Origin of the sequence: Nocardiopsis sp. NPDC057823 (assembly GCF_042797335.1) — a bacterium.
Classification (GTDB): Bacteria; Actinomycetota; Actinomycetes; order Streptosporangiales; family Streptosporangiaceae; genus Nocardiopsis; species Nocardiopsis changdeensis.
Window position 1 is genome coordinate 55063 of sequence record NZ_JBHVLR010000009.1, and the last position, 21700, is coordinate 76762.

Here is a 21700-nt window from a genome sequence, read left to right on the forward strand (position 1 = left end):
TTCCGCCCTCCGGGGAGCCGACTCCCGGGAGCGTGGCGCGTACGCCCCCGGGAGGCCGGGTCCGCCGTCGGAAGGCGTGGCGCGTTCGCCTTCCGACGGCGGGGTCTGGGGTGGGCGCCGGGGCGCCCGGGGAGGTCAGCGGCCCAGCAGGCCGGCCTTCTTCCAGAAGTAGCGGCCCAGGCCGGTGATGGCCCCGGCGGTGTCGAGCGTGCCGACGACCTTGCGGGCCGCCCAGGTCTTGGTGTCGGTCCAGTGCGGGTTGGCGTGCGCGGCCCTGTAGGCCTCGCGGGGGTCCAGCCCGACCTGCTCGTAGACCTTGGGGTTGATCAGGCGGGTCGCCGAGTAGTAGGTGACCAGGCCCAGCACGACCTTGCTGTAGGCCTTGTTGAGGGTGCCGCGCCGGACCCAGTCGCGCTGGAACTCCTCGCGGGCGTAGCGCATGTGCCGCGCCTCCTCGGTCACGTGGATGCGCGCGACCGAGCGGACCAGGGGCAGGATCTGCTCGTCCGGGATCGCCTCCCGCTGGAGCTGGTCCAGGACCTCCTCGACGAACAGGGCGCCGGCGAAGATCAGCGGGCCGTGGGCGATCGCCTTGAAGAGGCGGCCCAGGTGGTAGGCGACCGGGTCGAGCCGGTGGGTGTGCCAGCCGAGCTTCTCCACCATCTTCGCGAACATGACCGTGTGGCGGCACTCGTCGGCGATCTCGGTGTAGGCGTACTGGACGTGCAGCGTGGTGGGGTCGTTGCGGTACGCGTGCCGCACCAGCATCTGCATGAGGATGGTCTCGAACCAGATGCCGATGGTCGCGACGCTGGCGACCTCCAGGCGGCTGAGCTCCTTGCGCTTCTCCTCGCTCAGGGAGTCCCACAGCGGGGTCCCGTAGATGGAGATCCGCTCGGGGCGGATGGCCCACATGTCGGGGTCGACCGGGGCGTCCCAGTCGATCTCGACCAGCGGGTCGAAGGAGGCCTTGGCCGATCCGCGCAGGAGGCGCTTGGCGATGTCCTCCCGGTCGGTGATCTTGGGCTTGGTGGTGATCTCTGCGGTCATTCTCGTCCTCCTCAGGACGCCGTCGGCTGGGGTACGGGGCTGCCGTGACGTGCGTGGAGTCCCCGGGCGATCTCCGCGTCGGCGAAGGCGCCGCCGGCGAGGAGCAGACCGATCCGCAAGTCGACGATCTGCTCCGTGGTGCCGGGGAAGTGCCGGAACAGGTGCAGTCCGGCGGTTCCGAGCGCGGTGGAGGCCACGTCGCGCGGTGCGTGCCTGGCCCCGGCGGCCCGGACCACGGCCATGACGGTGTCGCGTTCGGTCTCGGCGGGGACGAGGCCGTCGAGCGCGACGCCGGTGGCACGGGAGCTGTTGTGGATCGGGGTGTCCACGTAGCCGGGGTAGACGGTGGTGACCCCGATGTGGGAGCCGTACTCGGCGCGCAGGCAGTCCGCGTAGGCGGTGACGGCGCGCTTGGACACCGTGTAGGCGCCGGCGAACGGCAACTGGAGGTTGGCGAGCAGGGACGCGGTGATGACGACGCGGCCGCGGCTGCGGAGGAGGGCGGGCACGGCGGCCGCGGTGACCCGCCAGGTGCCCAGCAGGTTGACCTCCAGGGCCTGGTGGACGTGGACGTCCGGGGCCTGGCCGACGTCGACGGCCGGGCCGACGCCCGCGTAGTGGATGAGCAGGTCCAGCCGGCCGTCGAGGCGTTCGAGGGCCTCGGCGATGCCCTGGCGCACCTGCTCGTCGTCGGTGATGTCGCAGCCGATGACGCCGGGGGCGGGCTTGCGGTCGATGCCGATGACGTTCACGCCGAGGTGCCGCAGGACGGCCACCGTGGCGCTGCCGAAGGCCCCGGAGGCGCCGGTGACGATGGCGTTCAGGCCTGGCAGCCTGCGCAGATGGCGCGGCAAGGGGGTCGTCATGTGATCTCCTCCACAGTCATTGCCGGAACGTTACAACGAGCATTGTCACAATGCAATGGGGTGAAGCCGGAAATTTACTCGCGAGTAGGTTCACCGTCCGTCGCCCCCGGTGTGCGTGGCGTGCCGGAGGTCGGGGTGTCGTGGTGGAGGGTTTCGGGTGGCCGAGAAGAGGGATTGGGGAAGTCCTCGCGTGGCCGAAGGAACGCGGTGTGCTGCGGAACCGCGATCCGATTCGGCGGAGGGATGTTCCCCCTCGGGGTGGATGTGCGGGTTCTTGCACTCGTGTCGCAAACCTGACAACGTCTGTTGTCATGGTCGTTAGCGCCCGCACCGGGAAGATACTGACAAGTAACGTTCGAGGGTGTCTCTAGGCTGGAGCCATGGCCGAATACCGTATAGACGAACTCGCCCGGCTGGCCGATACGACGGTGCGCAACGTCCGGGTGTACCAGGACCGGGGGCTGCTCGCCCCGCCCCGCCGTGAGGGCCGCGTGGGCATCTACTCCGAGGCGCACCTGGCACGTCTGCGGCTGATCGGCCAGCTGCTGCGGCGCGGGTACACCTTCGCCAACATCGGCGAGATGTTCCAGGTCTGGGAGCGCGGCGGCGACCTCTCCGACATCCTCGGCTTCGAGTCGGCGATCGGCGACGCCTGGAGCGACGAGATCGCCGACTACCTCACCCTGGGCGACCTGCGCGAACTGTTCGGCAAGGGGGTGAACCCCAAGACCATAAAGCGCGCACTGGACCTGGGGGTGATCGAGCGCGACGGCCTGCGCTTCCGGGTGCCCAGCCCCCGCCTGCTGCACGCCGGCGTCGAGCTGGTGCGCATGGGCATGACCGTGGGCTCCGTGCTCGACATCGCCGAGAACCTGCGCGACAAGATCGGCCACGTCGCCGAGCACATGACGCGCCTGGTCGCCGACCACATCATCGCCGAGTACGCCCCCGGCACGGTGCTGCGCACCGAGGACCCGGCCGAGGTCGCCGAGGTCATCCGCAAGGTCCGCCCCCTGGCCCAGCAGGCCGTGGACGCGGTGCTGGCCCAGGAGATGGCCGTCCAGCTCACCAACGTCATGGGCGAGCACTTCGCCGACGCCATGGAGCTGCTCAACAACGAGCGCGACCGGCTCCCCGTCCCCGCCCCCGCCCCCGACGCGCAGGGCTGACCCCCGCCCCGCGCCGACCCCCTCCGCGCAGACCCCGCCGGCCCGGCCGCGGACGCTCCCCGTCCGCGGCCGGGCCCGCACCCTCCTCAGGCCGAGACCGGGATCCAGGGATGCCGCTGGGCCAGGTACGCCCCCCGGACCATCGCCTCCTTGTAGACGGCGGCCGCACGCCCGGTCAGGATCCGTTCGACCGGCGAGTCGTCCGCGCGCACGAACTGGATGAGCCCCCGCCGCCGCCCCAGGCTGAGGCACTGGTTGAAGTAGCGGAACCGCATCGGCCGCACCGGCCGCCCCGCCAGGCGCGCGGCCATCGACCGCACGGCGTGCTGCGCCCCCGGGATGCCCGTGGCGCAGGCCATGCGCAGCTCCCGGCCGTCGGACCGGCGGGCGGCGGCCGCGTCCCCGACCCCGTAGACCTCGGGGTGGGAGACCGAGCGGAGCCCCTCGTCCACCACCATCCGCCCGGTCCCGGTGACCTCCAGCCCGGCCGCGCCGGCCAGTTCCGGGACCCGGAACCCGGCCGTCCACACCGTGGTGTCGGCGGGCACGAGCCGCCCGTCGGCGCGCACCGGCCCCTCGGGTGGGACCTCCGCCACCGGGGAGCCCTCGTGGACGCGCACCCCCAGGTCGGCGAGGACGCTCCGCAGGTAGCGGGCGCCCCGGGCGGACAGGTCCGCGCCCGCGGCGCGCCCGGTGACCAGGTGGACCTCCAGCTCCGGGCGGGTCTCGGCGAGTTCGGTGACGGCCTCCAGCCCGGTCAGCCCGCCGCCGACGACGGCCACCGACCGGGCGCCCGCCAGCCGGGCGCGCAACCGGTCCCCGTGGTCGGCCTCGTTGACGGAGTGCAGGTGGTCGGGAAGCGGGCCGGGGCCCACCCCCGGCGGGCGCCCGGACCGGCTGCCCAGGGCGTTGACCAGGAGGTCGTAGCCGAGCGGGCCCGCGCCGCGCAGGGACACGGTGCGCCGGTCCGGGTCCAGGGACTCCACCCGGTCCACGACCAGGTCGACCCCGGTGCCCGCGAGCAGGGCGGACAGCGGGCGGGGCGGCAGGGCCTGCCCGCTCGCCCACTGGTGCAGGCGGACGCGTTCCACGAACCGGTCGCGCTCGTTGACCAGGGTCACCCGCACTCCGGGCAGGCGGTCGGCCAGCTTGGCGGCGACCAGGCCGGTGTACCCGGCACCCAGGACGACGACGTGGGTGCTCATCGGCCGCTCCCCGCCGGGAACACCACCAGGGGAGCAGGGTGCCCGGCCGCGACCAGGTGTTCCTTCCACACGGTGCTCACCGTGAAGTGGTTGTCGAACCTCTCCCGGGTGTCCAGGATCCGCTGCGGATCCTCCAGCCCGCGCCGTACCCGGTCGGCGATGCGGAAGTAGTCGAACCGGTCGGTGGCCGGGCTCTTGGCGATCAGGACGTCCGCGGGGGCGTCGGCCGGGGTGGCCCAGGCGTGCACCGCCCCCGCCGGGACCAGGAGCACGTCGCCCGCGGCCAGGGCGACGACCTCCTCGTCGACCAGGACGTCCAGCGCCCCGTCCAGCAGGAAGAAGGTCTCGGGGGCGCGGCGGTGGTAGTGCGGGGGCGGCCCGGCGGTCCCGGGGGACAGGCGGGTGCGCACGGCGTTCAGGGCCGAGCCCGTATGGTGCGCGTCCAGCAGCAGGGTGGTCGTGTCGGCTCCGGCTCCGAGGGTCTCGGCCTCGGCGCCCCGCACCAGCAGGGGGCGGGTGGGAAGGGGCATGGCTCGCTCCTTTTGGTTTGTCGCCTTATAGTAAGCGAATTGATAGTAAGTCAGCTAACTATCAGAGGTCAATAAAATCCCCCCATGAACGATCGCCCCGTAGCCGACGGCCCCGCCGACCCCATGGACACCATCGCCGCGCAGTGGCGGCGTGAGCGCCCCGACCTGGACCTCTCCGCGCTGGGGGTGCTGGGGCGGCTGTCCCGGGCCGCCGCCCTCGTCTCCGAGCGGGTCGACGCCGTCCTGGCCGAGCACGGCCTCCGCGGAGGCGAGTTCGACGTCCTGGCGGCCCTGCGCCGGGCGGGGGAGCCCTACACGCTCATCCCCTCGGAGCTGGCGGACACCCTGATGATGACCCGGGCGGGCATGACCGGGCGGATCGACCGCCTGGAGCGGGCCGGGCTGGTGGAGCGGCGGATCGACCCCGCCGACCGGCGCAGCTTCCTGGTCGCGCTCACCGCCGAGGGCCTGCGGGCGATCGACGGGGTGCTGGCCGACCACGCCGACAACCTGGCGCGGATCACCGGTGTACTGGACCCGGAGACCGCGGACGGGCTCGACCGGGCCCTGCGCCTGATGCTGCGCGGGCTGGAGGGCTCCCCCGGGGCCGGGTGACCCCGGGGGAGGCGCTCAGGAGCCGGCGGCCCGGGCGTCCCCGGCCGACTTCTCCACGGGGGCGGGCTCGACGACGGTCAGCGGTAGCGGGGTGGTGTACCGCAGCTCCGCGAAGGCGCCCGCGGGCACCGCGGGGGAGCGCGGGAACACCGGCTTCACCCGGCGGTAGCCCTCCCCCTGGGCCGGGCGGGCGTCCTCCTCGCCCTTGTTGGGCCACATCGACAGCGCGCGCTCGGCCTGCGCGGTGATCGTCAGCGACGGGTTCACGCCCAGGTTCGCGGTGACCGCCGCCCCGTCCACCACGTGCAGGTCCGGGTACCCGAACAGGCGGTGGTACGGGTCGATGACACCGTTCTCGGCGCTGTCGCCGATCGGGCAGCCGCCCAGGAAGTGCGCGGTCATCGGGATGTTGAAGACGTCGCCGACGGTGCCGCCCGGGTAGCCGTCGATCCGCTCGGCCAGCCGGGTGGCCACGTCCTGCCCCGCCGGGATCCAGGTGGGGTTGGGCTCGCCGTGCCCCTGCCGGGAGGTGAGCTTCTTCCCCCCGCCGAACAGCCCCTTCTTGACCGACGTGGTGAGCGAGTTGTCCAGCGACTGCATCACCAGGCCGATGATGATCCGCTCCGACCAGCGCCGGTTGGAGAAGCTGCGGGCGAACACCACCGGGTGGCGGACCGCCCGGCCCAGGAACCGCGCCCAGCGGGGGACGCGGCCGCCGCCCGGCACCTGGATGGCGGTGAGCAGGCCCATCGCGTTGGAGCCCTTGCCGTAGCGGACCGGTTCGATGTGGGTGTTCTCGTCGGGGTGGATGGAGGAGGTGATGGCCACGCCGTGGGTCAGGTCCTCCCGCCACGGCACGTGGCGGCTCATCGCCCCCACCAGGGCCTCGGAGTTGGTGCGGGTGAGCGTGCCCAGCCGGTCCGACAGCCGGGGCAGCAGCCCGGCGTCCTTCATCCGGTGCAGGAGGGTCTGGGTGTTGTAGGTCCCGGCCGCGACGACGACCTGGCGGGCGGTGAACGTGCGGGCGTTCTCCCGGCGCCGGGGTGCGTCGGTGCGCAGGGCGTCGACGGCGTACCCGCCGTCGGCCAGGGGGCGGATGCGCTCCACCGTGGTCAGGGGGTGCACCTCGGCGCCCCCGCGCTCCGCGAAGTACAGGTAGTTCTCGGTCAGCGTGTTCTTGGCACCGTGCCGGCAGCCGGTCATGCACTCGCCGCACTCCAGGCAGGCCCTGCGCTCCGGTCCGGCCCCGCCGAAGTACGGGTCGCCCACGGACTCGCCCGGGGCGGCCTCGGCCCCCGAACCGTCCTCGCCGTCGCCGAAGCAGACGCCGACCGGGGTCAGCCGGAAGGTGTGGCCCACGCCGATCTCGTCGGCGACCGCCTTGAGGTGGCGGTCGGAGGCGGTGACGGTGGGGTTGGTGCGCACGCCCAGCATGCGCCGGGCCTGGTCGTAGAAGGGCGCCAGCTCCGACTTCCAGTCGGTGATGTGGCGCCACTGCGGGTCCTCGAAGAACGGGTCCAGCGGGTGGTACAGCGTGTTGGCGTAGTTGAGGGAACCGCCGCCGACCCCGGCGCCGGCCAGGATCATCACGTCGCGCAGCAGGTGGATCCGCTGGATGCCGTAGAGCCCGGCCCGCGGAGCCCAGAGGAAGTTCTTCACGTCCCAGGACGAGGACGGCAGGGTCTCGGGGGTGAAACGGCGCCCTGCTTCCAGGACGCCGACACGGTAGCCCTTCTCGGTGAGGCGGAGGGCACTGACCGATCCGCCGAAGCCGGATCCGATCACCACGACGTCGTAGTCGAAGCGGTCGTCCTCGGTCGGTCCGGTGGCCTTGTCGGGGGTGGCGGGGGAGTCCGCGTTGCGCTCTCGGGGCACGTGCTGGTCTCGCTATCAGGTCGGTTGCGGTCGGCCCGAGGTGCGCCGGCCACGGGTCCGCAACATTCTTTGCGCCATCTAGAATTGTGACAATAACTATTGTAATGTTCGTCACTACCGCCGAGTAAGGTGTGTTCCATGTAACACGCGAGGCGTGCATCGGCGCAAGTTCCTCTCCCCCACGCCGCCTCCCGGGGCGGCGGACCACTGGAGGTTTCCATGCCCAAGGCTTCCGAGGAGACGCCTGAGGTGTCCCAGGACGCGCCTGAGCAGCACGAAGGCCCGCGTGGCACCCGCTGGCGCCGCTTCGCCCTCGTGGCGGTGCCCGGCTTCGCCGCCGCGGCCGTGCTCGGCGGGATGACCACGCAGGGCCTGCTCGCCGCCTCGTTCGCCGTCTCCGGCGACAGCTTCAAGCTCTCCGCCGACAGCCTGGTCGGCAACGGCTTCACCCAGTACGGCGACGTCGCCACCTCCGTGGACGGCACCGGGCGCCCGGTGGGCCTGTCGGCGATCAACACCGCCGAGATCGACAATCTCTGCCTGTCCTCGCTCTGGGACCTGCCGATCGGCGAGGCCACCCTGGTCATCACCGCGGGGGAGGCCACCCCGGTCGAGGGCACCAACCTGGTCATCGACATCGAGCAGCTCCAGGGCAACGCCGAGTTCGGCGAGATCGAGATCGGCCGGGACGCCAGCACCCTCGACAGGGCCGAGGGCGGCCAGGGCCCCGCGGGCGGCTTCGGCCTCCAGTCCGAGAGCATCACGATCTCCGACATGGAACTGACCACCTGGGCCGTCACCTCCGGCTCCCTGCGCCTGTCCGGGCTGGGGCTGGCGGTCAAGCCCGGAAACCACGAGTGCTTCTGATCCCATGACCCGTGCACTGACCCTCCTGCGCTCGGGATGGGGACGGTTCCGCGAGTGGCGGCACGGCCGCCCGTTCTGGGGCGGCGTCATCCTCATCGCGGCCGGGGTCGAGCTGCTGGTCGCCCCGGCCGCCCAGACCCTCGTCCTCCCGATCGACCTGATCATCTACGCCGGCATCGCCGGCGTCTCCGGCACCCTCATCGCGGCGCTCTTGATCGTGCTCGGCGTGCTGAGCTGGCTCCAGCCGGCCCAGAACACGTTCTTCGGAGTGGTCGGGGTCCTGCTCGCCCTGGTGACCTTCGTGACCTCCAACTTCGGCGGGTTCGTCATCGGCATGCTGCTCGGCATCGTCGGCGGGTCGCTCGTGTTCGCGTGGGGTCCCAGGACCCGTCGGCGCCCGCGCGGGCGCCGACGGGCCGGGGCGCCGGCGGACGGCGCCGCGAACGGGGGCGCGGCCGCTCCCGATGACGAACTGCCCGCGGCCGGGGGGCCCGAGGCCGGGACCCGGCCGCTGGCCGCCCTCGCCCTGCCCCTGGCCGCCGCCGTCGTCCTGGCCTCGGCCCCCGCCCCCACCCTGGGCTGGCCCTGGGACTGGCTCTTCCCGGGCGGCGGGGGCGAGGAGCAGCCCGCCGACGACCCCTCCGCCTCACCCTCACCCTCCCCGTCACCGTCACCGTCCCCCTCGCCCGGCGACCCGGGCGGCGACCCCGCCCCGGAGGAGCCCGGCACCGAGGACCCGGGGGAGGAGCCCGGCGAGGAGGAAGGGGAAGAGGAGGCCGGCGAGGAGACCGAAGCCGACCCGGCCGAGTGCGAGTTCCGCACCGGCGAGGGGGCGCTGGCCCGGAGCGAGGACGAGTTCGTCGAAGCGGTCCTGGCCTGCCAGGCCGCGCGGGAGGCCGACGAGCTCCCCGAGGTCCCCGCCGACGCCGACTACGACTGCTCCCGCGGCTCGGTCCGCACCTCCGGGCTGACCGCCGACGTGCTGACCATGAGCGGCGCCCGCTACGACGGCGTCGTGGAGTGCCCGACCGCGAACGGACCCCAGCGCTACATCCGGCTCACCATGGACCGGGCCGAGGTCACCGGCGGGGACCTGTGGTTCGAGGAGCACGGCACCCGGATGAGCCTGGGCCTGCCGTCCATGACCCTGGACGGCGACGTCGTCATGCACGTCACCCGGATGAAGGTCAACATCTTCGGGATCCCCCTCCCGATCACCTTCACCCCGGACTTCCCGCCGCCGCTGCTGCTGCCGTACATGTTCGTGACCGAGGTCGACGTCTCCAGCCCGATGGCGGGCACCGACCGGATGAACATCACCGGCCTGAACGGCCGCTTCGCGGGTTGAGGCCCGCACGACACGGCGGGGGCGCCGCGCGGACCGCGCGGCGCCCCCTGTCGTGTTCCGGGCCCGGGTCAGCGGCCCTCGGCGATCAGCCGGCTCGGCCGCCCCACGTGCGACACGTACAGGGCGTCGCGCGCCCGCGTGCAGGCGGTGAACAGCAGCGTCCGCTCCTGCTGGAAGGCGTGCTCCAGGGCGACCTGGTCGCCGTCGGCGGCCTCGATCGCGGCCTTGGGCGGCAGCAGGTGGTCGGCGACCCCCACCAGGGCCACGCAGCGGAACTCCTGGCCCTTGAGCCGGTGCAGCGTGCCCACGCGCACCGCCCCCGTGCCGCCGGACTCCTCCAGCGGCGCGGTCGGGATGCCCCGGGCCGTCAGCTCCTTGGCGATCCCGCGCACCACCCAGTGGTTGCGCCCGGCCACCGCGATCTCGGTCGGGTCGACCCCCGCCTCCAGCCACACCCGCACCCAGTCGCCCAGGGCGGCGAGCTCCTCGGCGCGGTCGGCGCAGCCGCGGACCACCGGCGCGGGGCCGCGCAGCAGCGAGCGGTAGCCGGCCAGGGTGTCGGCGTCGTCGTCCATGCCCAGCGCCGCCCTGCGGCCCAGGATGGGCATGCTCCAGTCGAGGATCTCCTGGGTGACCCGGTAGCCCACCCGGAGCCGGTGGCCGCGCCCGCGCACGTTGATGCCGAGCGAGGCCAGCGAGACCCGGTTGTCGGACACCCGCTGGTGCGGGTCGCCCACGATGAACAGGTCGTCGGGGCCCTCGGGGACGGCGGCGCGCAGCATCCGCCACTGGGCCGGGTGCAGGTCCTGCGCCTCGTCGACCACCGCGTGCCGGAACAGCGGCGCCCCGCGGCCCAGGACACGGGCGGCCTCCGCGGCCAGCTGCGGGTAGGACCACAGCCCCTCCACCCGCATGGCGCCGACGTAGCGCCGGATGGTCTCCCACACCTGGCGCCGGTGCTCGGGCGCCAGGTGCTGGACACGCCCGCTGCGCTCGCAGCGGATGTACTCGGGCAGCAGCTCCATCCCCTTGGCGAGGATGACCTGCTCCCACTCGTCGACCAGGAAGCGGCCGGAGAAGGGCAGCCCGTCGGCCAGCGCCAGCGCGCGCCAGCGGCGGGCCAGGTCGTCCTTGCCGATGAGGCGCGGCGGGACGCCGTGGGCCTGCACCACGGAACGGGCGAGGCTGTCGATGGTCGCCACCCGGACCCGGGCGCGCACCCCGGGATCGGGCAGCAGCTGGTCGAGGCGGTCGGACAGGGACTGGGCCAGGGCCCGGTTGTAGGTGGTCAGCAGGACCGACTCGCGGTGGTCCTCGGGGTGGGCGGCGGCGTCGCGCTCGGCCAGGTGGGCGGCCCGGTGCAGGGCGATGACGGTCTTGCCGGTTCCGGGGCCGCCGGTGATCTGCACGGCGCCGTTGTAGTGGGCCTCGGTGATCCGGTGCTGGTCGGGGTGGAGCGTGACCTGCCACTGCCGGAAGGGCGCGCGCAGGGCGCCGGCCAGCTCGGGCGGGCCGCTGGGGCGGGGGTCGGCCGGGGCGCCGCCGCCGAGCGGGACGATCTCCGGGGACACCGGGACCAGGCGGCGGGCGAAGCGCAGCGCCTCCTCGCGCGGCAGCACGGTGAGCAGGCGGTAGCGGGTCCGCGGGTGCTCGGCGGGGTCGTCCCCGGACCCGTCGTCGGGCTCGTCGCCGGCGGGTGCCGGGACGACGACGCCGGACCAGTCGGGGTCGATGCCGACGATCCGGACCCGCGGGTCGGCGGCGTCCGCGACGGGCTCCAGGTCGGGCCGTTCCCCGGCCTGGTAGGCGCGCATCACGGCCAGGGTGTTGAGCTGGACGTCGGGCGTGAGGCGGGTGAAGTCGCTGAGGAAGGTCGGGGCGATCGCAAGGGCGGACACGTCGTGGGTCTCCTCCGGTCTTCGACCAGGTGATGGCTCGGGGTCTGAGGCGTTCGGAGCGGGCGGTGTCGGGGCGGAGGGGCCGGGCCGGCGATCCCTCTCCCCTGTGAACATGCTCTCTGCGGAATTCCGGCAAACGCCGCTCGCGGGCCGATTCCCGTCAGGTTTCCGGGGCTTTTCGGGTGAGGCGTCGTCCCAGGTGGGAGGGGGTTCTACGGAAGCCTGTTCGAGTGCCGTTCTGAACATTTCCGGGGTGCGCGGAGGCGCGTCCGCTGACCTGCGGTTCCGTGGTGTCCCGCAGTGTCCTCAAAGGTGTTTAGGTGCTGTCCGAAATTCGGCGACGCAGGGCGACAATGCCTGATCCGGGCGGGGGTCATGGGAAGGCCGGTGCGGGATGGGCCGATGAGAACCGGCGGACCGAAAATCGAACGGAAGAACGGTCATCAGGTACTGCATGTGTACAGACGTGTCTTCTGGTGGCATTTCACGCAGTGGCCGGTTTCGGACACGCTCTGTGCAGAGCCGTCCGGGCACGAGATCGTGTAACGCACAGGGGAGACGGCCGCGTGCCATCCGTGCGGTCCAGGACTCTGCCGGGGTCCGTCCTACCCCGGCAGAGTCCTGACCACCCGCGGGCGTGCGCCGCGGGTGCCCACTCTGCGGCGCGGCGCCCTGGAGCGCCCGCCACCACCCTCACCGGTACCCCGGCCCCGCCCGCCCCAAAGCACGCAGGGCGGGGCATTCCCATTCCCTTCGCGAGGCGGCCGTGCTCTACGGTGGTGGTCACCAGGACGACGAAGGGAACGGTGCGGTCGTGGTCTCCGACGAAAGCGCCCGTATGCGGGTCTCCGACGCCGAACGCCAGCAGGTGGCGGAGGTGCTCAGGGACGCCGCGGCCGAGGGGCGCATCACCCTCGACGAACTCGACGAGCGGCTCGAGGCCGCCTTCAACGCCAAGACCTACGCCGACTTCGAGCCCATCACCGCCGACCTGCCCGGCGCGCCCGGGGCGGCCACCGGCCCCGTCCCCGTCGCTGCGGACGACCGGCCGGCCGGCCGCGTCCACCCCGAGGACATCATGGTCGTCCGGTCCGACGGCGACACCGTCGTCCGCAAGGGCCGCTGGCAGGTGCCCCGCCGCATCGAGGTCCGCAACAAGTACGGGGGCACCCGGCTCGACTTCCGCGAGGCGGACATCCCCCACGACCGTATCGAGGTCCACCTGGAGGTGTCCTGGGGAGGCGCCGAGGTGATCCTGCCCGAGCGGGCCACCGCCGAGGTCGACGTGGACACCTCCTGGCTGGGCAGCCTGAAGGTGGACGCCGACGCCATCCCCCGCCCGCCCGCCCCGCACTTCGTCATCACCGGCACCTGCCACGGCGGAACCCTCCAGGTCGGCCACCGCCGCCCCTTCTCCTGGTCCTCCCTCTTCGGCGTGTGACCGCCCCGGCCCCCACGGGCCGCGGACCGCGGGGGCCCGCGGGCTGCCATCATGGGGTGCGCCCCCGCGCGGGGGCGCGGGAACGGACGGAGGGCCGACGGTGTCGGTGTGGATCGTGGCGGCCGGGGTGTGCGCGGCCGCGTTGAGCCCCTACATCTGGCTGACGGCCGCCTCCGTCGGCCGCCTCCGGACGGTGGAGACCGTCCCGGACCGGCCGGTGGCGGTCGTCCTGGGCGCGGCCGCCTGGGCCGACGGCCCCTCGCCCCTGCTGGCCCGCCGCCTGGACCTGGCCGTGCGCCTGTACCTCGGCGGCAGGGTGGAGCGCGTCATCGTCTCGGGCGACAACCGTGAGGTCTCGCGCCGCGAGACCGACACCATGGCCGCCTACCTCGTCGCCCACGGGGTCCCCGCGGACCGGATCGACGCCGACCCCCACGGCTACCGCACCTGGGACACCTGCGTGCGGGTCCGCGACCTGTTCGGGGTCCGCTCCGCGACCATGGTCACCCAGTCGTTCCACCTGCCCCGCACCGTCGCACTGGCCCGGGCCGCCGGGATCGACGCCGTGGGCGTGGGCGATCCCAGCATGGGGGCCCGCCGCCGCTCCACCGTCATCGGGTACGCCCGCGAGGCCGGGGCCGCGGTCAAGGCCCTGCGCGACGCCGTGCTGCGGCCCGCCCCCGCCCGGACCGGCCCCTGAACCCGGCGATACTGGGGGCATGAACGCGACCCCGAACGACGCGCACACCGGTCCCGAGAGCGTGGACTGGACGGCCCTGGCCCCGGAGGGCGGCGAGCGCATCGCCTCCCTGCTGGCCGAGGTCACCGGCAGCGACACGGCCCTGTCCGAACTGCACGACATCATCGAGTTCCCCGCCCCCGGCCACCGGGCGGCCCCCAGGGCGGTGGACTTCCTCGTCGACGCGGCCTGCTCCGAGCAGACCCCCGCCACCGACCGGTGGCGCCCCCTGAGCCTGCTGCTGGAGCTGGTCTCCGCGCACGCCGAGGACCACTTCCCCGAGCCCCGCGATCTGGCGCAGTGGCGCGACGAGGTGGCCTGGATCACCTCCACCGACACCGGGAAGGCCGTCGAGCAGTACCGGACCTGGGTGGAGGAGGCCCCCGACGAGCAGCAGCGGCGCAGGATGCGCAACCGGCTCGCCGTCCTGGAGCTGCCCGACGGCCCCGCCCTGCTCCAGGCCGAGCTGGACACCTTCGAGGCGATCCGCGCCCGCGTCCCCGACCTGCTGGAGCTGCTCAAGGGCGCGGCGAACCGCGGCGGCATGGACCGGGCCGGGGAGTGGGTCTCCTACCTGCTGGCCTTCCTCACCCCCGACGCCGACCGGATCGTCGCGGGCATCACCGGTGCCTCCCAGATCCTGCTCGCCAAGGACCTGCGCCCCACCCGCCAGGCGCCCTCCAGCCTGCGCGACATGATGGACCAGGCCCTGGCCGGGGGGTCCGAGCCGCTGCCCGCGGAACTGTTCGCGCTGGGCGCGCTGGCCGGGCCGGACGACATCGACCTCACCGTCGCCCTCACCCACCAGATGGCCGGCGGCAACCTGTACAACTCCTTCGCCGCGTCGGTGGCGCTGGTGATGATCCACGGCGGCAACACCCCGCGCGAGGCACTGCGCCGGATCGGCCGCGGCGGCGGCACCACCAGCGGCTACGAGGGCCTGTTCAACGAGTCGTGGCCGCACTGCGGCGAGCGCTCGCCGCAGGTGCTGGGCTTCCTGGCCCTGGGACGGGCGGGGAGCCGCGCCCGCCGCCTGCGCCTGGACATCCTGCCCGGCCTGATCAAGGGCGAGGAGGACTCGCGCGCCCTGGTCACCGCCGCGGGGCTGGAGCTGGTCCTGGGGCCGCGCACCCAGGGGTTCACCCTCGAGGACCACCTCAACGCCGAGTACGACGAGGAGACCCTCAAGGTGATGTGGGCGATCGCCGAGCTGCCCGCCCAGGCCTGGGAGGACGCGGAGTTCCGGGAGGTCCTGGCCGCCTGGAGGCTGCCGGAGGACCCCGAGGAGTTCCGCACCTCGGTGGGCGTGGAGCTGGAGCCCGAGGTGGTGGAGCCGCAGGCCCCCGCCGCCCCCGAGCCGCCGCAGCAGCAGGGCGGGCTCTTCGGCCGCCTGTTCGGCGGCCGCTGACCTCCGCCGGACCCCGCGGGAACCGCGTCGCGGCGGCCCCCGTCGAAACCGGCACGGCCGGAGCGGGGACGCCCCGGCCGTCCGGCGGCCCCCCGCCGTCCGCCGCCGCCCCTCGGGGCCGCGGCCGACGGGTCCCCGCGGGGCCGCGGGCCCCCTCCGGACCGGAGCCGCGTCCGGCCCCGGGGGCGGCTGCCACCGCCCCCGGGATGGGGAGTCCCGCCCCGGGCGCTCAGCCCCGTTCGAGGGCGGTGCCGATCAGCCCCAGCGGCGGGGAGCCCAGGTCCAGCAGGGCCCGGTGGAACCGGCCCAGGGAGAACTCAGACCCCCACCGCTCGCGGGCCCGCTCGCGCAGCCGCAGGATCTCCAGCTTGCCCCACGTGTACCGGCCGTAGGTGGGGTCGAACGTGGCCCGCCGCGCCTCCGACAGCGCCGCCGGGCCCTGGAGCGGGGTGTCCTCGGAGAACAGCGCCGCCGCCTCCTCCACCGTCATGGTCCCGGTGTGCATGCCGATGGCCACCGACAGCCGGGTCACCCGGATGAGGGCCTCCACCCACACGCCCGCCTCGTAGTGGTCGGCGGTCCACCCCCCGACGCCGCAGCGCTCGGCGGCGTAGTCCCCGAAGCCCTCCTCCAGCATCATCTCCTCGGCGTAGTGCGCCCAGCCCTCGGCGAACGCCATCGAGTGCAGCGCCCGCCGCACCGGGCCGGGGGCGCGCCGCAGCGCCCGCCCGTGCGAGAAGTGCCCGGGGGCCACCTCGTGCACGCTCACCGCCGGCAGCGTGGTGTCGCTGAACATCTCCAGCCACTCGGCGGTCTCCGCCGCGTCCCAGGCGGGGTCGGGCGGGGTGATGTAGTAGAACGACGGGGTGTCGGCCTCCCACGGCCCGGACCAGGCCATCATCGCGGTGGCCCAGCGGTGGGCGGGCGGGGACAGGTCCACCCGGCACTCGCCGTCGCCGTAGGGGGCCAGGCCGCGCTCGGCGGTGAACTCCAGTGCCAGCTCCGTCCAGCGGCGGGCGGCGTCGAGCACCCCGTCGCCGTCCGGGCCCTGCGCGGTCAGCTTCCTGACCGCGGTCATGACGTCCTCGCCGGGGGCGATCCGGCCGACCGCCTCGGCCAGCCGCGCCCGCAGCCGGTCGCGTTCGGCCCGTGCCCGCTCCGCCAGCTCCGCGGGGTCGACCTCCAGGGCCTCCCCGGTGCCCATGAGCCGGGCCAGCCCCTCGGCGCCCAGCGAGGCGTCCTCGGGCCCCTCCTCGGCGGCCCGCTCCACATGGGCGACCAGGCGGGCGTGCGCGGCCAGCGCGGTCTCGCGCAGCGGGGCGGGCACGTCCTCGGGCAGCCCCTCGGCCAGCCCGCGGACGGCGCCGACCAGGGAGCGCGCCACCGGTGCGGGCATCCGGTCCAGGGCGGCGATCGCGTTGTCCACGCCGCGCGGCCACTGCGCCAGGTGGGCGTCCCGGGCCCTGCGGCGCTCGGCCTCGGGGGCGTAGTCCCGGTCGTAGCCGGAGACGTCGAGCTCGCCCAGGTGGTACAGGGGGTTGGCGCGGTACTGCAGCGCCTCGCCCAGCGCGTACCGGGCCTCGGCCTCGAACGCGGCCAGGTGCGCTTCGTCGTGGGGATCGTCCAGCGGCGCGCCGCCCAGCGCCGCCAGGGCGGCCTCGACGCCGGCGGGGGAGAGGTCGGCGATGCGGCCGTCGTACTCGTGCATGCCCGCTCCGTCGCGCATGGTGCCGGGCATGAGGTCGGCCAGGGCCCGCAGCCGGGCCGGGATTTCATGGTTCTCGGGGTGTGGCATGCCCCGACCTTAGAGCGCGGGCCGCGAAAGCACACCCCGCTGTGCGGAGGGCGGAACCCCGGGCCCCTCCCAGTCGTCTCCCCGGATGTGACGACCTCCGAAGAAGCCTCCGCCGAGTCCTCCGACGCAACGGCCGGGAAACGGCCGCGCCGCCGCCGGCTCCTCCTGCTTCCGCTGTTCGCGCTCGCCCTGGTGGCGGCGTTCGCCCCCTTCGTGTGGGTGGTCGCCGGGACCTCCGGGTACCGCCACGCCACCGTCGCCGACGTGCCCGAGCGGCCGGTGGCGCTGGTCCTGGGCGCCGGGGTGCGCGAGGACGGGCTCCCCACCCGGGTGCTGGCCCGGCGGCTGGAGCTGGCCGCCGACCTGTACTTCGCCGGCAAGGCCGAGGTGCTGCTGGTGAGCGGCGACAACAGCGTGGAGCACTACAACGAGACCGACACCATGCGCGACCACCTGGTGGCCGCCGGGGTCCCGGCCGAGCACATCGCGGCCGACTACGCCGGGTTCTCCACCTGGGAGTCGTGCGTGCGCGCCCGCGAGGTGTTCGGGGTGACCGAGGCGACGGTGGTCACCCAGGACTTCCACCTGCCCCGGGCGGTGCGCCTGTGCCGTGCGGCCGGCATCGACGCGGTCGGCGTCGCCGACGCCGCCGCCCAGGAGCGGGTCTGGGCCACCCGCTACGGCTGGGCGCGGGAGGTCCCCGCGGCGGTGGCGGCCCTGGGCACCGTGGTGTTCCGCCCCGACCCCACCTTCCTGGGCCGCTACGAGACCGCCGTCGACGACGCGCTCGCCGCCGCCCGGAAGGACGAGGAGTAGCCGGGGTCCGGGCCGCTCCCGGCGGCCGCTCCCGGCGCCCGGCGCGAGCGCCGGGCCGCGCGGGGGCAGCCGCCGAACACGCCTAGGACAGCCCGGCCAGGGCGTCGCGGACCCGGCCCCGGGCCCCGGCCAGCGCCTCCCGGGCCTCGGCGGCCGGCACCCCGGCCAGCAGCGACACCAGGGCCGTGCGGGTGTCGCCGCCGGCCTCGGTGAGCGCCCGCGCGCAGTCCTCCTCGCCGGCGCCGGAGGCCTGGGCCAGGATGGTCACCACCCGGCCGCGGAGCTTCCCGTTGCTGGCGTCCACGCCCACCATGAGGTTGGAGTAGGTGCGCCCCATCCGGACCATCACGGCGGTGGAGAACGCGTTCAGCGCCAGTTTCTGGGCGGTGCCCGCCTTCATCCGGGTCGACCCGGCGATCACCTCGGCACCGGTGTCCACGCCCACGTGCACGTCCACGTGCTCCGCCAGCGGGGCGTCCGGGTTGGCGCTGATGAGCACGGTCGCGGCGGACCGCTCCCGGGCCGCCTCCAGCGCGCCGCCCACGTACGGGGTGCGGCCGCTGGCCGCCAGCCCGACCGCCAGCGAACCGGGGATCAGCCCCGAGGCGTCCGCGCGCCCGGACTCCCAGTCGTCCTCGATGCCCTCCACCGCGCGGACCAGGGCCGCCCCGCCGCCCGCGTGGTGGGACACCACCCATTCGGGGGGCACCCCGTAGGTGGGGGGCAGCTCGGCGGCGTCCTGGGCGGCGATGCGCCCGGAGGTCCCCGCGCCGAAGTAGTGGATGGCCGCCCCGCTCTCCAGGGCGGCCACCCCCAGCTCCACGGCCCGCGCCAGCTCCGGCAGCGCCGCCTCCACCGCGGCGGGCACGGTGGCGTCCTCCGCGTTGATCCGCCGCAGGACGTCCAGGACCGACAACCGGTCGATGTCCAGGGTGCGGGGGTTGCGGGCCTCGGTGGGGGCGCGCACGATCACCGTCTCGCCCGGGGGCGCCCCGGGGTCCGACGGGCCGTCCGGGGTCCGTTCCCCGCCGTAGTGTTCCACAGCGCTCTCCTGTTCGGTCCGCACCCGCTGTCGTTCCTTTCCGGTCGGTCCCCGGTCCGCCGCCTCGGCCCCGCCCGTCATCCGCCGCCCCCGGGCGTGTGCTCCGGACCCGGGGAATCCCGCCCGCGCCTCACGGCCGGTCGTCGGCGGCCCTGTCGTCGGGCCGGCCCCGGCGACGCTTGCGGTCGTCGCTGATGCGCAGCCCCCGCACCGCCTCGGCGGTGGTCTCCAGGGCCGCCCTGCTGTCGGCGTACCGGCTCTGGGCCAGCCCCACGAACAGGCAGTCCACCACGGTCAGCTGGGCCAGCCTGCTGGCGGTCGCCCCGGACCGGAAGGTGGTCTCCCGGGCCGCCGTGGTCAGCACGTGGTCGGCGAACCCGATGGCGGAGCGCGGGAAGTTGGTGATGGCCACGGTGCGCGCGCCCCGGCGCCCGGCCTCGGTCAGGGCCTGCACGGTGTCGATGGTGGCGCCGCTGTGCGAGATGCCGATGGCCACGTCGCGCTCGTCCAGCAGGGCCGCGCTGGTGAGCATCACGTGCGCGTCCGACCAGGCGAACGACGTGAGCCCGATCCGGTGCAGCTTCTGCTGGAGGTCGGCGCCCACGAACGCGCTGGCCCCCACCCCGTAGACGTCGATCCGCCGGGCGGACGACATCGTGTCGATGACGGTGCGCAGGACGTCGACGTCCAGGGCCGCGCCGGTCTCCTCGACCGCCCGGGCGTCGGTGTAGGCGATCTTCTGGACCACCGTCACCAGGGTGTCGTCGGGGTTGATGTCCCCGTCGGGCTCGGGGGCCCCGGTGGTGCGGGCCCCGCGCGCCTGGCCGGCCTCGGTGGCCAGCGCCAGGCGCAGCTCCCGGTACCCGCTGAAGTCGATGGTCCGGCAGAAGCGGATGACCGTGGCTTCAGAGGTCGCGCAGTCCTTCGCCAGTTGTGTGATGGAGGAGGCCGCCGCCCGCTCCGGGTCGTCGATGATGCGCTGGGCGACCCGCCGCTCGGCCGGTGCCAGCGAGGGCAGCAGCGAACGGATGCGGAGCACGGTGGTGGGGACCTGTGGGATCCCCGGTTCCACCCGGCCTTCCGTGGGCTTCGGAATGTGCGCCATGGAGGAAAGTTTCTTTCGGTCTCGGGGCAGAGTCAACGCGCGGAAGGGAAAAAGCGGGAGAATCCAGGATTCCAAGCGGTCGGCCCCGCGGCAAGTACCGAAGTCCCCGGACCTCGGGTTTCCCGGCTGAAGTGGGAGAAGGCGCCGGAAGGCGGCCGGCGCGGCCGGGGGAGCGGCGCGGGCGGACCCGGCACACGGCCCGTGCGCGGTGTCCACCGCGCACTCGCGCGCCGGGCCCGGGAGGGCCATCGCGGCCGCGGGGAAGTACCGGTCGTTCCGGCCCGCCGGTGACGAGTCTGGCGGCGGGCTCTTACGTTCGCCTTTCACCGGAGTGAACGGTCGCGGGGTCTTGTGATATCGCCCGAATTCGTTTGCAGCGGTGCTCATGGGTCACATGAGTCGCTAGTGTCGACCCCATGACACAGAACAACGATCCGAATCAGGACCCCGCCGGGGCCACACAGCACTTCCAGCGTTTCGTCGACGAGAACCCCGAACCTGAGGCGCCCGAGCGCCGCCCCGTCCTGCCGATCGTCCTCGCGGGCGTCGGCGTGATCGCGGCCGTCGCGGTCGTCGTCGCGCTGGTCCTGGCCTTCTCCTGACCCGCGCGGGCGACCGGACAAACGGTTCGCGACCACTCCGCGAGTCCTGCTAGAGTTAACGACGTCGCCGGGGAGCACGGCCCACAGGGCCCGGATCCCCGGGAACGACCGGCGTCATTAGCTCAATTGGCAGAGCAGCTGACTCTTAATCAGCGGGTTCGGGGTTCGAGTCCCTGATGACGCACGGCGAACGGCCCCGGCAGAAGGCTCGGCCTTCCACCGGGGTCGATCACGTCGCGGTCCTCCGACCGCTCCGCAGTGGCCCGTATCACGGGCCGGGCGGTGCGGCGGCCCCCGAGGGGTCGGGTAGGATCGACCGGGTCGCGGTGCGGACGGCGGTCCGCGCGACGACGGGCGTCATTAGCTCAATTGGCAGAGCAGCTGACTCTTAATCAGCGGGTTCGGGGTTCGAGTCCCTGATGACGCACACTGCGGGAAGGCCCCCGGTCGGGTACCGGGGGCCTTCCGCATCCCCGGGGTCCCGGACCCCGCTCCGGGGGCACGGGAAATGTCATGGCCCCGTGCTGTGCTGTACCGCATCCCCCACGCGCCCGAAGGAAGCAGGCCGGCCGGACCCCTCGGCCCCCACCGCTTTCCGGGCATATCCCACAAACGGATTGACACCGGCCCCGACCTGGTGAAATGTTGTCTCGCCGCCGTTTCGGGCCGGCCCTTCCCCTGAACCACTTCCGGAGTATCCCCATGTCCCTGTCCCCCTTCCGCGCGCTGGCCCTGTCCGCTCTGGCCTGCGGCGCCGCCCTCTCCCTCACCGGCTGCGGCGCCATCGTGAACAACCTCCTGGGCGGCGCCCCCGCCGAGACCGCCCCGGACGGCGCCGCCGGCGGCTCCGAGGAGACCTCCCTCCTGCCGGAGAACGACGACGTCTTCACCCTGGCCGTCGGCGACTGCTTCACCGAGGCCGAGTTCAACACCTCCTTCACCGGCGACGAGGTCAGCGAGGTCCCGACGCTCGACTGCGCCGAGGAGCACGACGCGGAGGTCTACCACATCGAGACGCTGCCCGAGGGCGCGTTCCCGGGTGAGACGGCCATCGAGTCCTCCGCCACGGAGGCCTGCGAGACCAACTTCGAGACGTTCATCGGCGTTCCCTACCTGGAGTCGGAGCTGTACTACAGCTACCTGACCCCGACCGAGGACGGCTGGAACACCATCGACGACCGCGAGATCGTCTGCTACATCGTCACCAGCGGCGAGATGGTCACCGGCACCCTCGCCGGCGCCGCCCGCTAGGTTCCCTACCGGTCCGCCCCTATCGGGCGGACCGGTATTTTTCCGTCCGGACCGGGAACCACGGCCGTTCTCCGCGCA

Annotated in this window: 19 protein-coding genes and 2 tRNA genes; 12 read left to right on the forward strand and 9 right to left on the reverse strand. The window is 73.8% G+C overall.

Going from position 1 to position 21700, the window contains the following annotated elements; genetic code table 11:
• Positions 1 to 135 precede the first annotated feature (135 nt).
• Together ACFVNO_RS16670 and ACFVNO_RS16675 are read right to left on the reverse strand one after the other, a co-directional pair.
• The gene (locus ACFVNO_RS16670; RefSeq protein ID WP_378893481.1) at positions 136 to 1050 is read right to left on the reverse strand and encodes a diiron oxygenase; all 915 of its coding nucleotides are present in this window, start codon (positions 1048 to 1050) and stop codon (positions 136 to 138) included.
• Positions 1051 to 1061: 11 nt separating this feature from the next.
• Positions 1062 to 1916 carry an SDR family NAD(P)-dependent oxidoreductase gene (locus tag ACFVNO_RS16675; RefSeq protein ID WP_355268982.1) on the reverse strand — a complete coding sequence of 285 codons (855 nt, stop codon included), beginning with the start codon at positions 1914 to 1916 and terminating at the stop codon, positions 1062 to 1064.
• Positions 1917 to 2296: 380 nt separating this feature from the next.
• Here ACFVNO_RS16675 and ACFVNO_RS16680 point away from each other — a divergent pair, with 380 nt between their 5' ends.
• The gene (locus ACFVNO_RS16680) at positions 2297 to 3085 is read left to right on the forward strand and encodes a MerR family transcriptional regulator (RefSeq protein WP_355268980.1); all 789 of its coding nucleotides are present in this window, start codon (positions 2297 to 2299) and stop codon (positions 3083 to 3085) included.
• A gap of 86 nt (positions 3086 to 3171) precedes the next feature.
• Here ACFVNO_RS16680 and ACFVNO_RS16685 read toward each other — a convergent pair whose 3' ends face one another.
• Entirely contained in the window at positions 3172 to 4290 is a 1119-nt protein-coding gene (locus tag ACFVNO_RS16685) for an NAD(P)/FAD-dependent oxidoreductase (RefSeq protein ID WP_378893486.1), read from the reverse strand.
• Positions 4287 to 4820 (reverse strand): cupin domain-containing protein, encoded by a 534-nt coding sequence (locus tag ACFVNO_RS16690; RefSeq protein WP_355268976.1) that lies wholly within the window; start codon positions 4818 to 4820, stop codon positions 4287 to 4289. The genes ACFVNO_RS16685 and ACFVNO_RS16690 overlap by 4 nt, the downstream gene beginning before the upstream one ends.
• An 84-nt stretch (positions 4821 to 4904) precedes the next feature.
• Here ACFVNO_RS16690 and ACFVNO_RS16695 point away from each other — a divergent pair, with 84 nt between their 5' ends.
• Positions 4905 to 5435 (forward strand): MarR family transcriptional regulator, encoded by a 531-nt coding sequence (locus ACFVNO_RS16695; RefSeq protein ID WP_355268974.1) that lies wholly within the window; start codon positions 4905 to 4907, stop codon positions 5433 to 5435.
• A gap of 15 nt (positions 5436 to 5450) precedes the next feature.
• Here the strand turns inward: ACFVNO_RS16695 and ACFVNO_RS16700 are convergent, their stop codons facing one another.
• Positions 5451 to 7310, reverse strand: coding sequence for a GMC oxidoreductase (locus ACFVNO_RS16700; RefSeq protein WP_378893491.1), 1860 nt, complete (start codon positions 7308 to 7310; stop codon positions 5451 to 5453).
• Between the two features lie 219 nt (positions 7311 to 7529).
• On the opposite strand from ACFVNO_RS16700, the gene ACFVNO_RS16705 reads away from it, so the two are divergent.
• Together ACFVNO_RS16705 and ACFVNO_RS16710 are read left to right on the forward strand one after the other, a co-directional pair.
• A complete protein-coding gene (locus ACFVNO_RS16705; protein WP_355268972.1) occupies positions 7530 to 8177 on the forward strand; it encodes a DUF6230 family protein in 648 nt (215 codons plus the stop codon).
• Between the two features lie 4 nt (positions 8178 to 8181).
• Positions 8182 to 9525, forward strand: coding sequence for a DUF6114 domain-containing protein (locus ACFVNO_RS16710; RefSeq protein WP_378893495.1), 1344 nt, complete (start codon positions 8182 to 8184; stop codon positions 9523 to 9525).
• 68 nt (positions 9526 to 9593) lie between these two features.
• Here ACFVNO_RS16710 and ACFVNO_RS16715 read toward each other — a convergent pair whose 3' ends face one another.
• Positions 9594 to 11423, reverse strand: a complete 1830-nt coding sequence (locus tag ACFVNO_RS16715) for a UvrD-helicase domain-containing protein (RefSeq protein WP_378893498.1) — start codon at positions 11421 to 11423, stop codon at positions 9594 to 9596.
• Between the two features lie 814 nt (positions 11424 to 12237).
• On the opposite strand from ACFVNO_RS16715, the gene ACFVNO_RS16720 reads away from it, so the two are divergent.
• The 3 genes from ACFVNO_RS16720 (at position 12238) to ACFVNO_RS16730 (ending at position 15011) form a co-directional block, all read left to right on the forward strand.
• Positions 12238 to 12864, forward strand: coding sequence for a DUF1707 domain-containing protein (locus ACFVNO_RS16720; RefSeq protein ID WP_355265669.1), 627 nt, complete (start codon positions 12238 to 12240; stop codon positions 12862 to 12864).
• Positions 12865 to 12964: 100 nt separating this feature from the next.
• Entirely contained in the window at positions 12965 to 13564 is a 600-nt protein-coding gene (locus ACFVNO_RS16725) for a vancomycin high temperature exclusion protein (protein WP_220562865.1), read from the forward strand.
• Positions 13565 to 13583: 19 nt separating this feature from the next.
• Positions 13584 to 15011: a hypothetical protein gene (locus tag ACFVNO_RS16730; RefSeq protein WP_378893502.1), complete on the forward strand. Its 1428-nt coding sequence runs from the start codon at positions 13584 to 13586 to the stop codon at positions 15009 to 15011.
• 229 nt (positions 15012 to 15240) lie between these two features.
• On the opposite strand, the gene ACFVNO_RS16735 is transcribed toward ACFVNO_RS16730, so the two are convergent.
• Entirely contained in the window at positions 15241 to 16806 is a 1566-nt protein-coding gene (locus tag ACFVNO_RS16735; RefSeq protein ID WP_378893505.1) for a DUF885 family protein, read from the reverse strand.
• Positions 16807 to 16893: 87 nt separating this feature from the next.
• On the opposite strand from ACFVNO_RS16735, the gene ACFVNO_RS16740 reads away from it, so the two are divergent.
• Positions 16894 to 17622 (forward strand): vancomycin high temperature exclusion protein, encoded by a 729-nt coding sequence (locus tag ACFVNO_RS16740; protein WP_378893508.1) that lies wholly within the window; start codon positions 16894 to 16896, stop codon positions 17620 to 17622.
• 82 nt (positions 17623 to 17704) lie between these two features.
• Here the strand turns inward: ACFVNO_RS16740 and ACFVNO_RS16745 are convergent, their stop codons facing one another.
• Positions 17705 to 18688 (reverse strand): N-acetylmuramic acid 6-phosphate etherase, encoded by a 984-nt coding sequence (locus tag ACFVNO_RS16745; RefSeq protein ID WP_378893511.1) that lies wholly within the window; start codon positions 18686 to 18688, stop codon positions 17705 to 17707.
• Between the two features lie 106 nt (positions 18689 to 18794).
• On the reverse strand, positions 18795 to 19769 hold the full coding sequence (locus tag ACFVNO_RS16750) for a MurR/RpiR family transcriptional regulator (protein WP_220562861.1): 975 nt from the start codon (positions 19767 to 19769) through the stop codon (positions 18795 to 18797).
• A gap of 416 nt (positions 19770 to 20185) precedes the next feature.
• Here ACFVNO_RS16750 and ACFVNO_RS16755 point away from each other — a divergent pair, with 416 nt between their 5' ends.
• The 4 genes from ACFVNO_RS16755 (at position 20186) to ACFVNO_RS16770 (ending at position 21622) form a co-directional block, all read left to right on the forward strand.
• Complete coding sequence (locus ACFVNO_RS16755) at positions 20186 to 20371, forward strand: hypothetical protein (protein WP_220562860.1); 186 nt, start codon at positions 20186 to 20188, stop codon at positions 20369 to 20371.
• A 111-nt stretch (positions 20372 to 20482) separates the two neighbouring features.
• A tRNA-Lys gene (locus ACFVNO_RS16760) sits at positions 20483 to 20555 on the forward strand.
• 170 nt (positions 20556 to 20725) lie between these two features.
• Positions 20726 to 20798, forward strand: a tRNA-Lys gene (locus tag ACFVNO_RS16765).
• A gap of 275 nt (positions 20799 to 21073) precedes the next feature.
• Positions 21074 to 21622: a septum formation family protein gene (locus ACFVNO_RS16770; protein WP_378893516.1), complete on the forward strand. Its 549-nt coding sequence runs from the start codon at positions 21074 to 21076 to the stop codon at positions 21620 to 21622.
• Positions 21623 to 21700: the final 78 nt, after the last annotated feature.

Excerpts from the sequence above, each read along its gene's own strand:
- ACFVNO_RS16705 (WP_355268972.1), top strand. The coding sequence starts at position 7,530 with ATGCCCAAGGCTTCCGAGGAGACGCCTGAGGTGTCCCAGGACGCGCCT.
- ACFVNO_RS16750 (WP_220562861.1), bottom strand. The coding sequence starts at position 19,769 with ATGGCGCACATTCCGAAGCCCACGGAAGGCCGGGTGGAACCGGGGATC.
- ACFVNO_RS16730 (WP_378893502.1), top strand. The coding sequence starts at position 13,584 with ATGAACGCGACCCCGAACGACGCGCACACCGGTCCCGAGAGCGTGGAC.
- ACFVNO_RS16675 (WP_355268982.1), bottom strand. The coding sequence starts at position 1,916 with ATGACGACCCCCTTGCCGCGCCATCTGCGCAGGCTGCCAGGCCTGAAC.
- ACFVNO_RS16695 (WP_355268974.1), top strand. The coding sequence starts at position 4,905 with ATGAACGATCGCCCCGTAGCCGACGGCCCCGCCGACCCCATGGACACC.
- ACFVNO_RS16690 (WP_355268976.1), bottom strand. The coding sequence starts at position 4,820 with ATGCCCCTTCCCACCCGCCCCCTGCTGGTGCGGGGCGCCGAGGCCGAG.
- ACFVNO_RS16685 (WP_378893486.1), bottom strand. The coding sequence starts at position 4,290 with ATGAGCACCCACGTCGTCGTCCTGGGTGCCGGGTACACCGGCCTGGTC.
- ACFVNO_RS16710 (WP_378893495.1), top strand. The coding sequence starts at position 8,182 with ATGACCCGTGCACTGACCCTCCTGCGCTCGGGATGGGGACGGTTCCGC.
- ACFVNO_RS16670 (WP_378893481.1), bottom strand. The coding sequence starts at position 1,050 with ATGACCGCAGAGATCACCACCAAGCCCAAGATCACCGACCGGGAGGAC.
- ACFVNO_RS16735 (WP_378893505.1), bottom strand. The coding sequence starts at position 16,806 with ATGCCACACCCCGAGAACCATGAAATCCCGGCCCGGCTGCGGGCCCTG.
- ACFVNO_RS16680 (WP_355268980.1), top strand. The coding sequence starts at position 2,297 with ATGGCCGAATACCGTATAGACGAACTCGCCCGGCTGGCCGATACGACG.
- ACFVNO_RS16755 (WP_220562860.1), top strand. The coding sequence starts at position 20,186 with ATGACACAGAACAACGATCCGAATCAGGACCCCGCCGGGGCCACACAG.
- ACFVNO_RS16770 (WP_378893516.1), top strand. The coding sequence starts at position 21,074 with ATGTCCCTGTCCCCCTTCCGCGCGCTGGCCCTGTCCGCTCTGGCCTGC.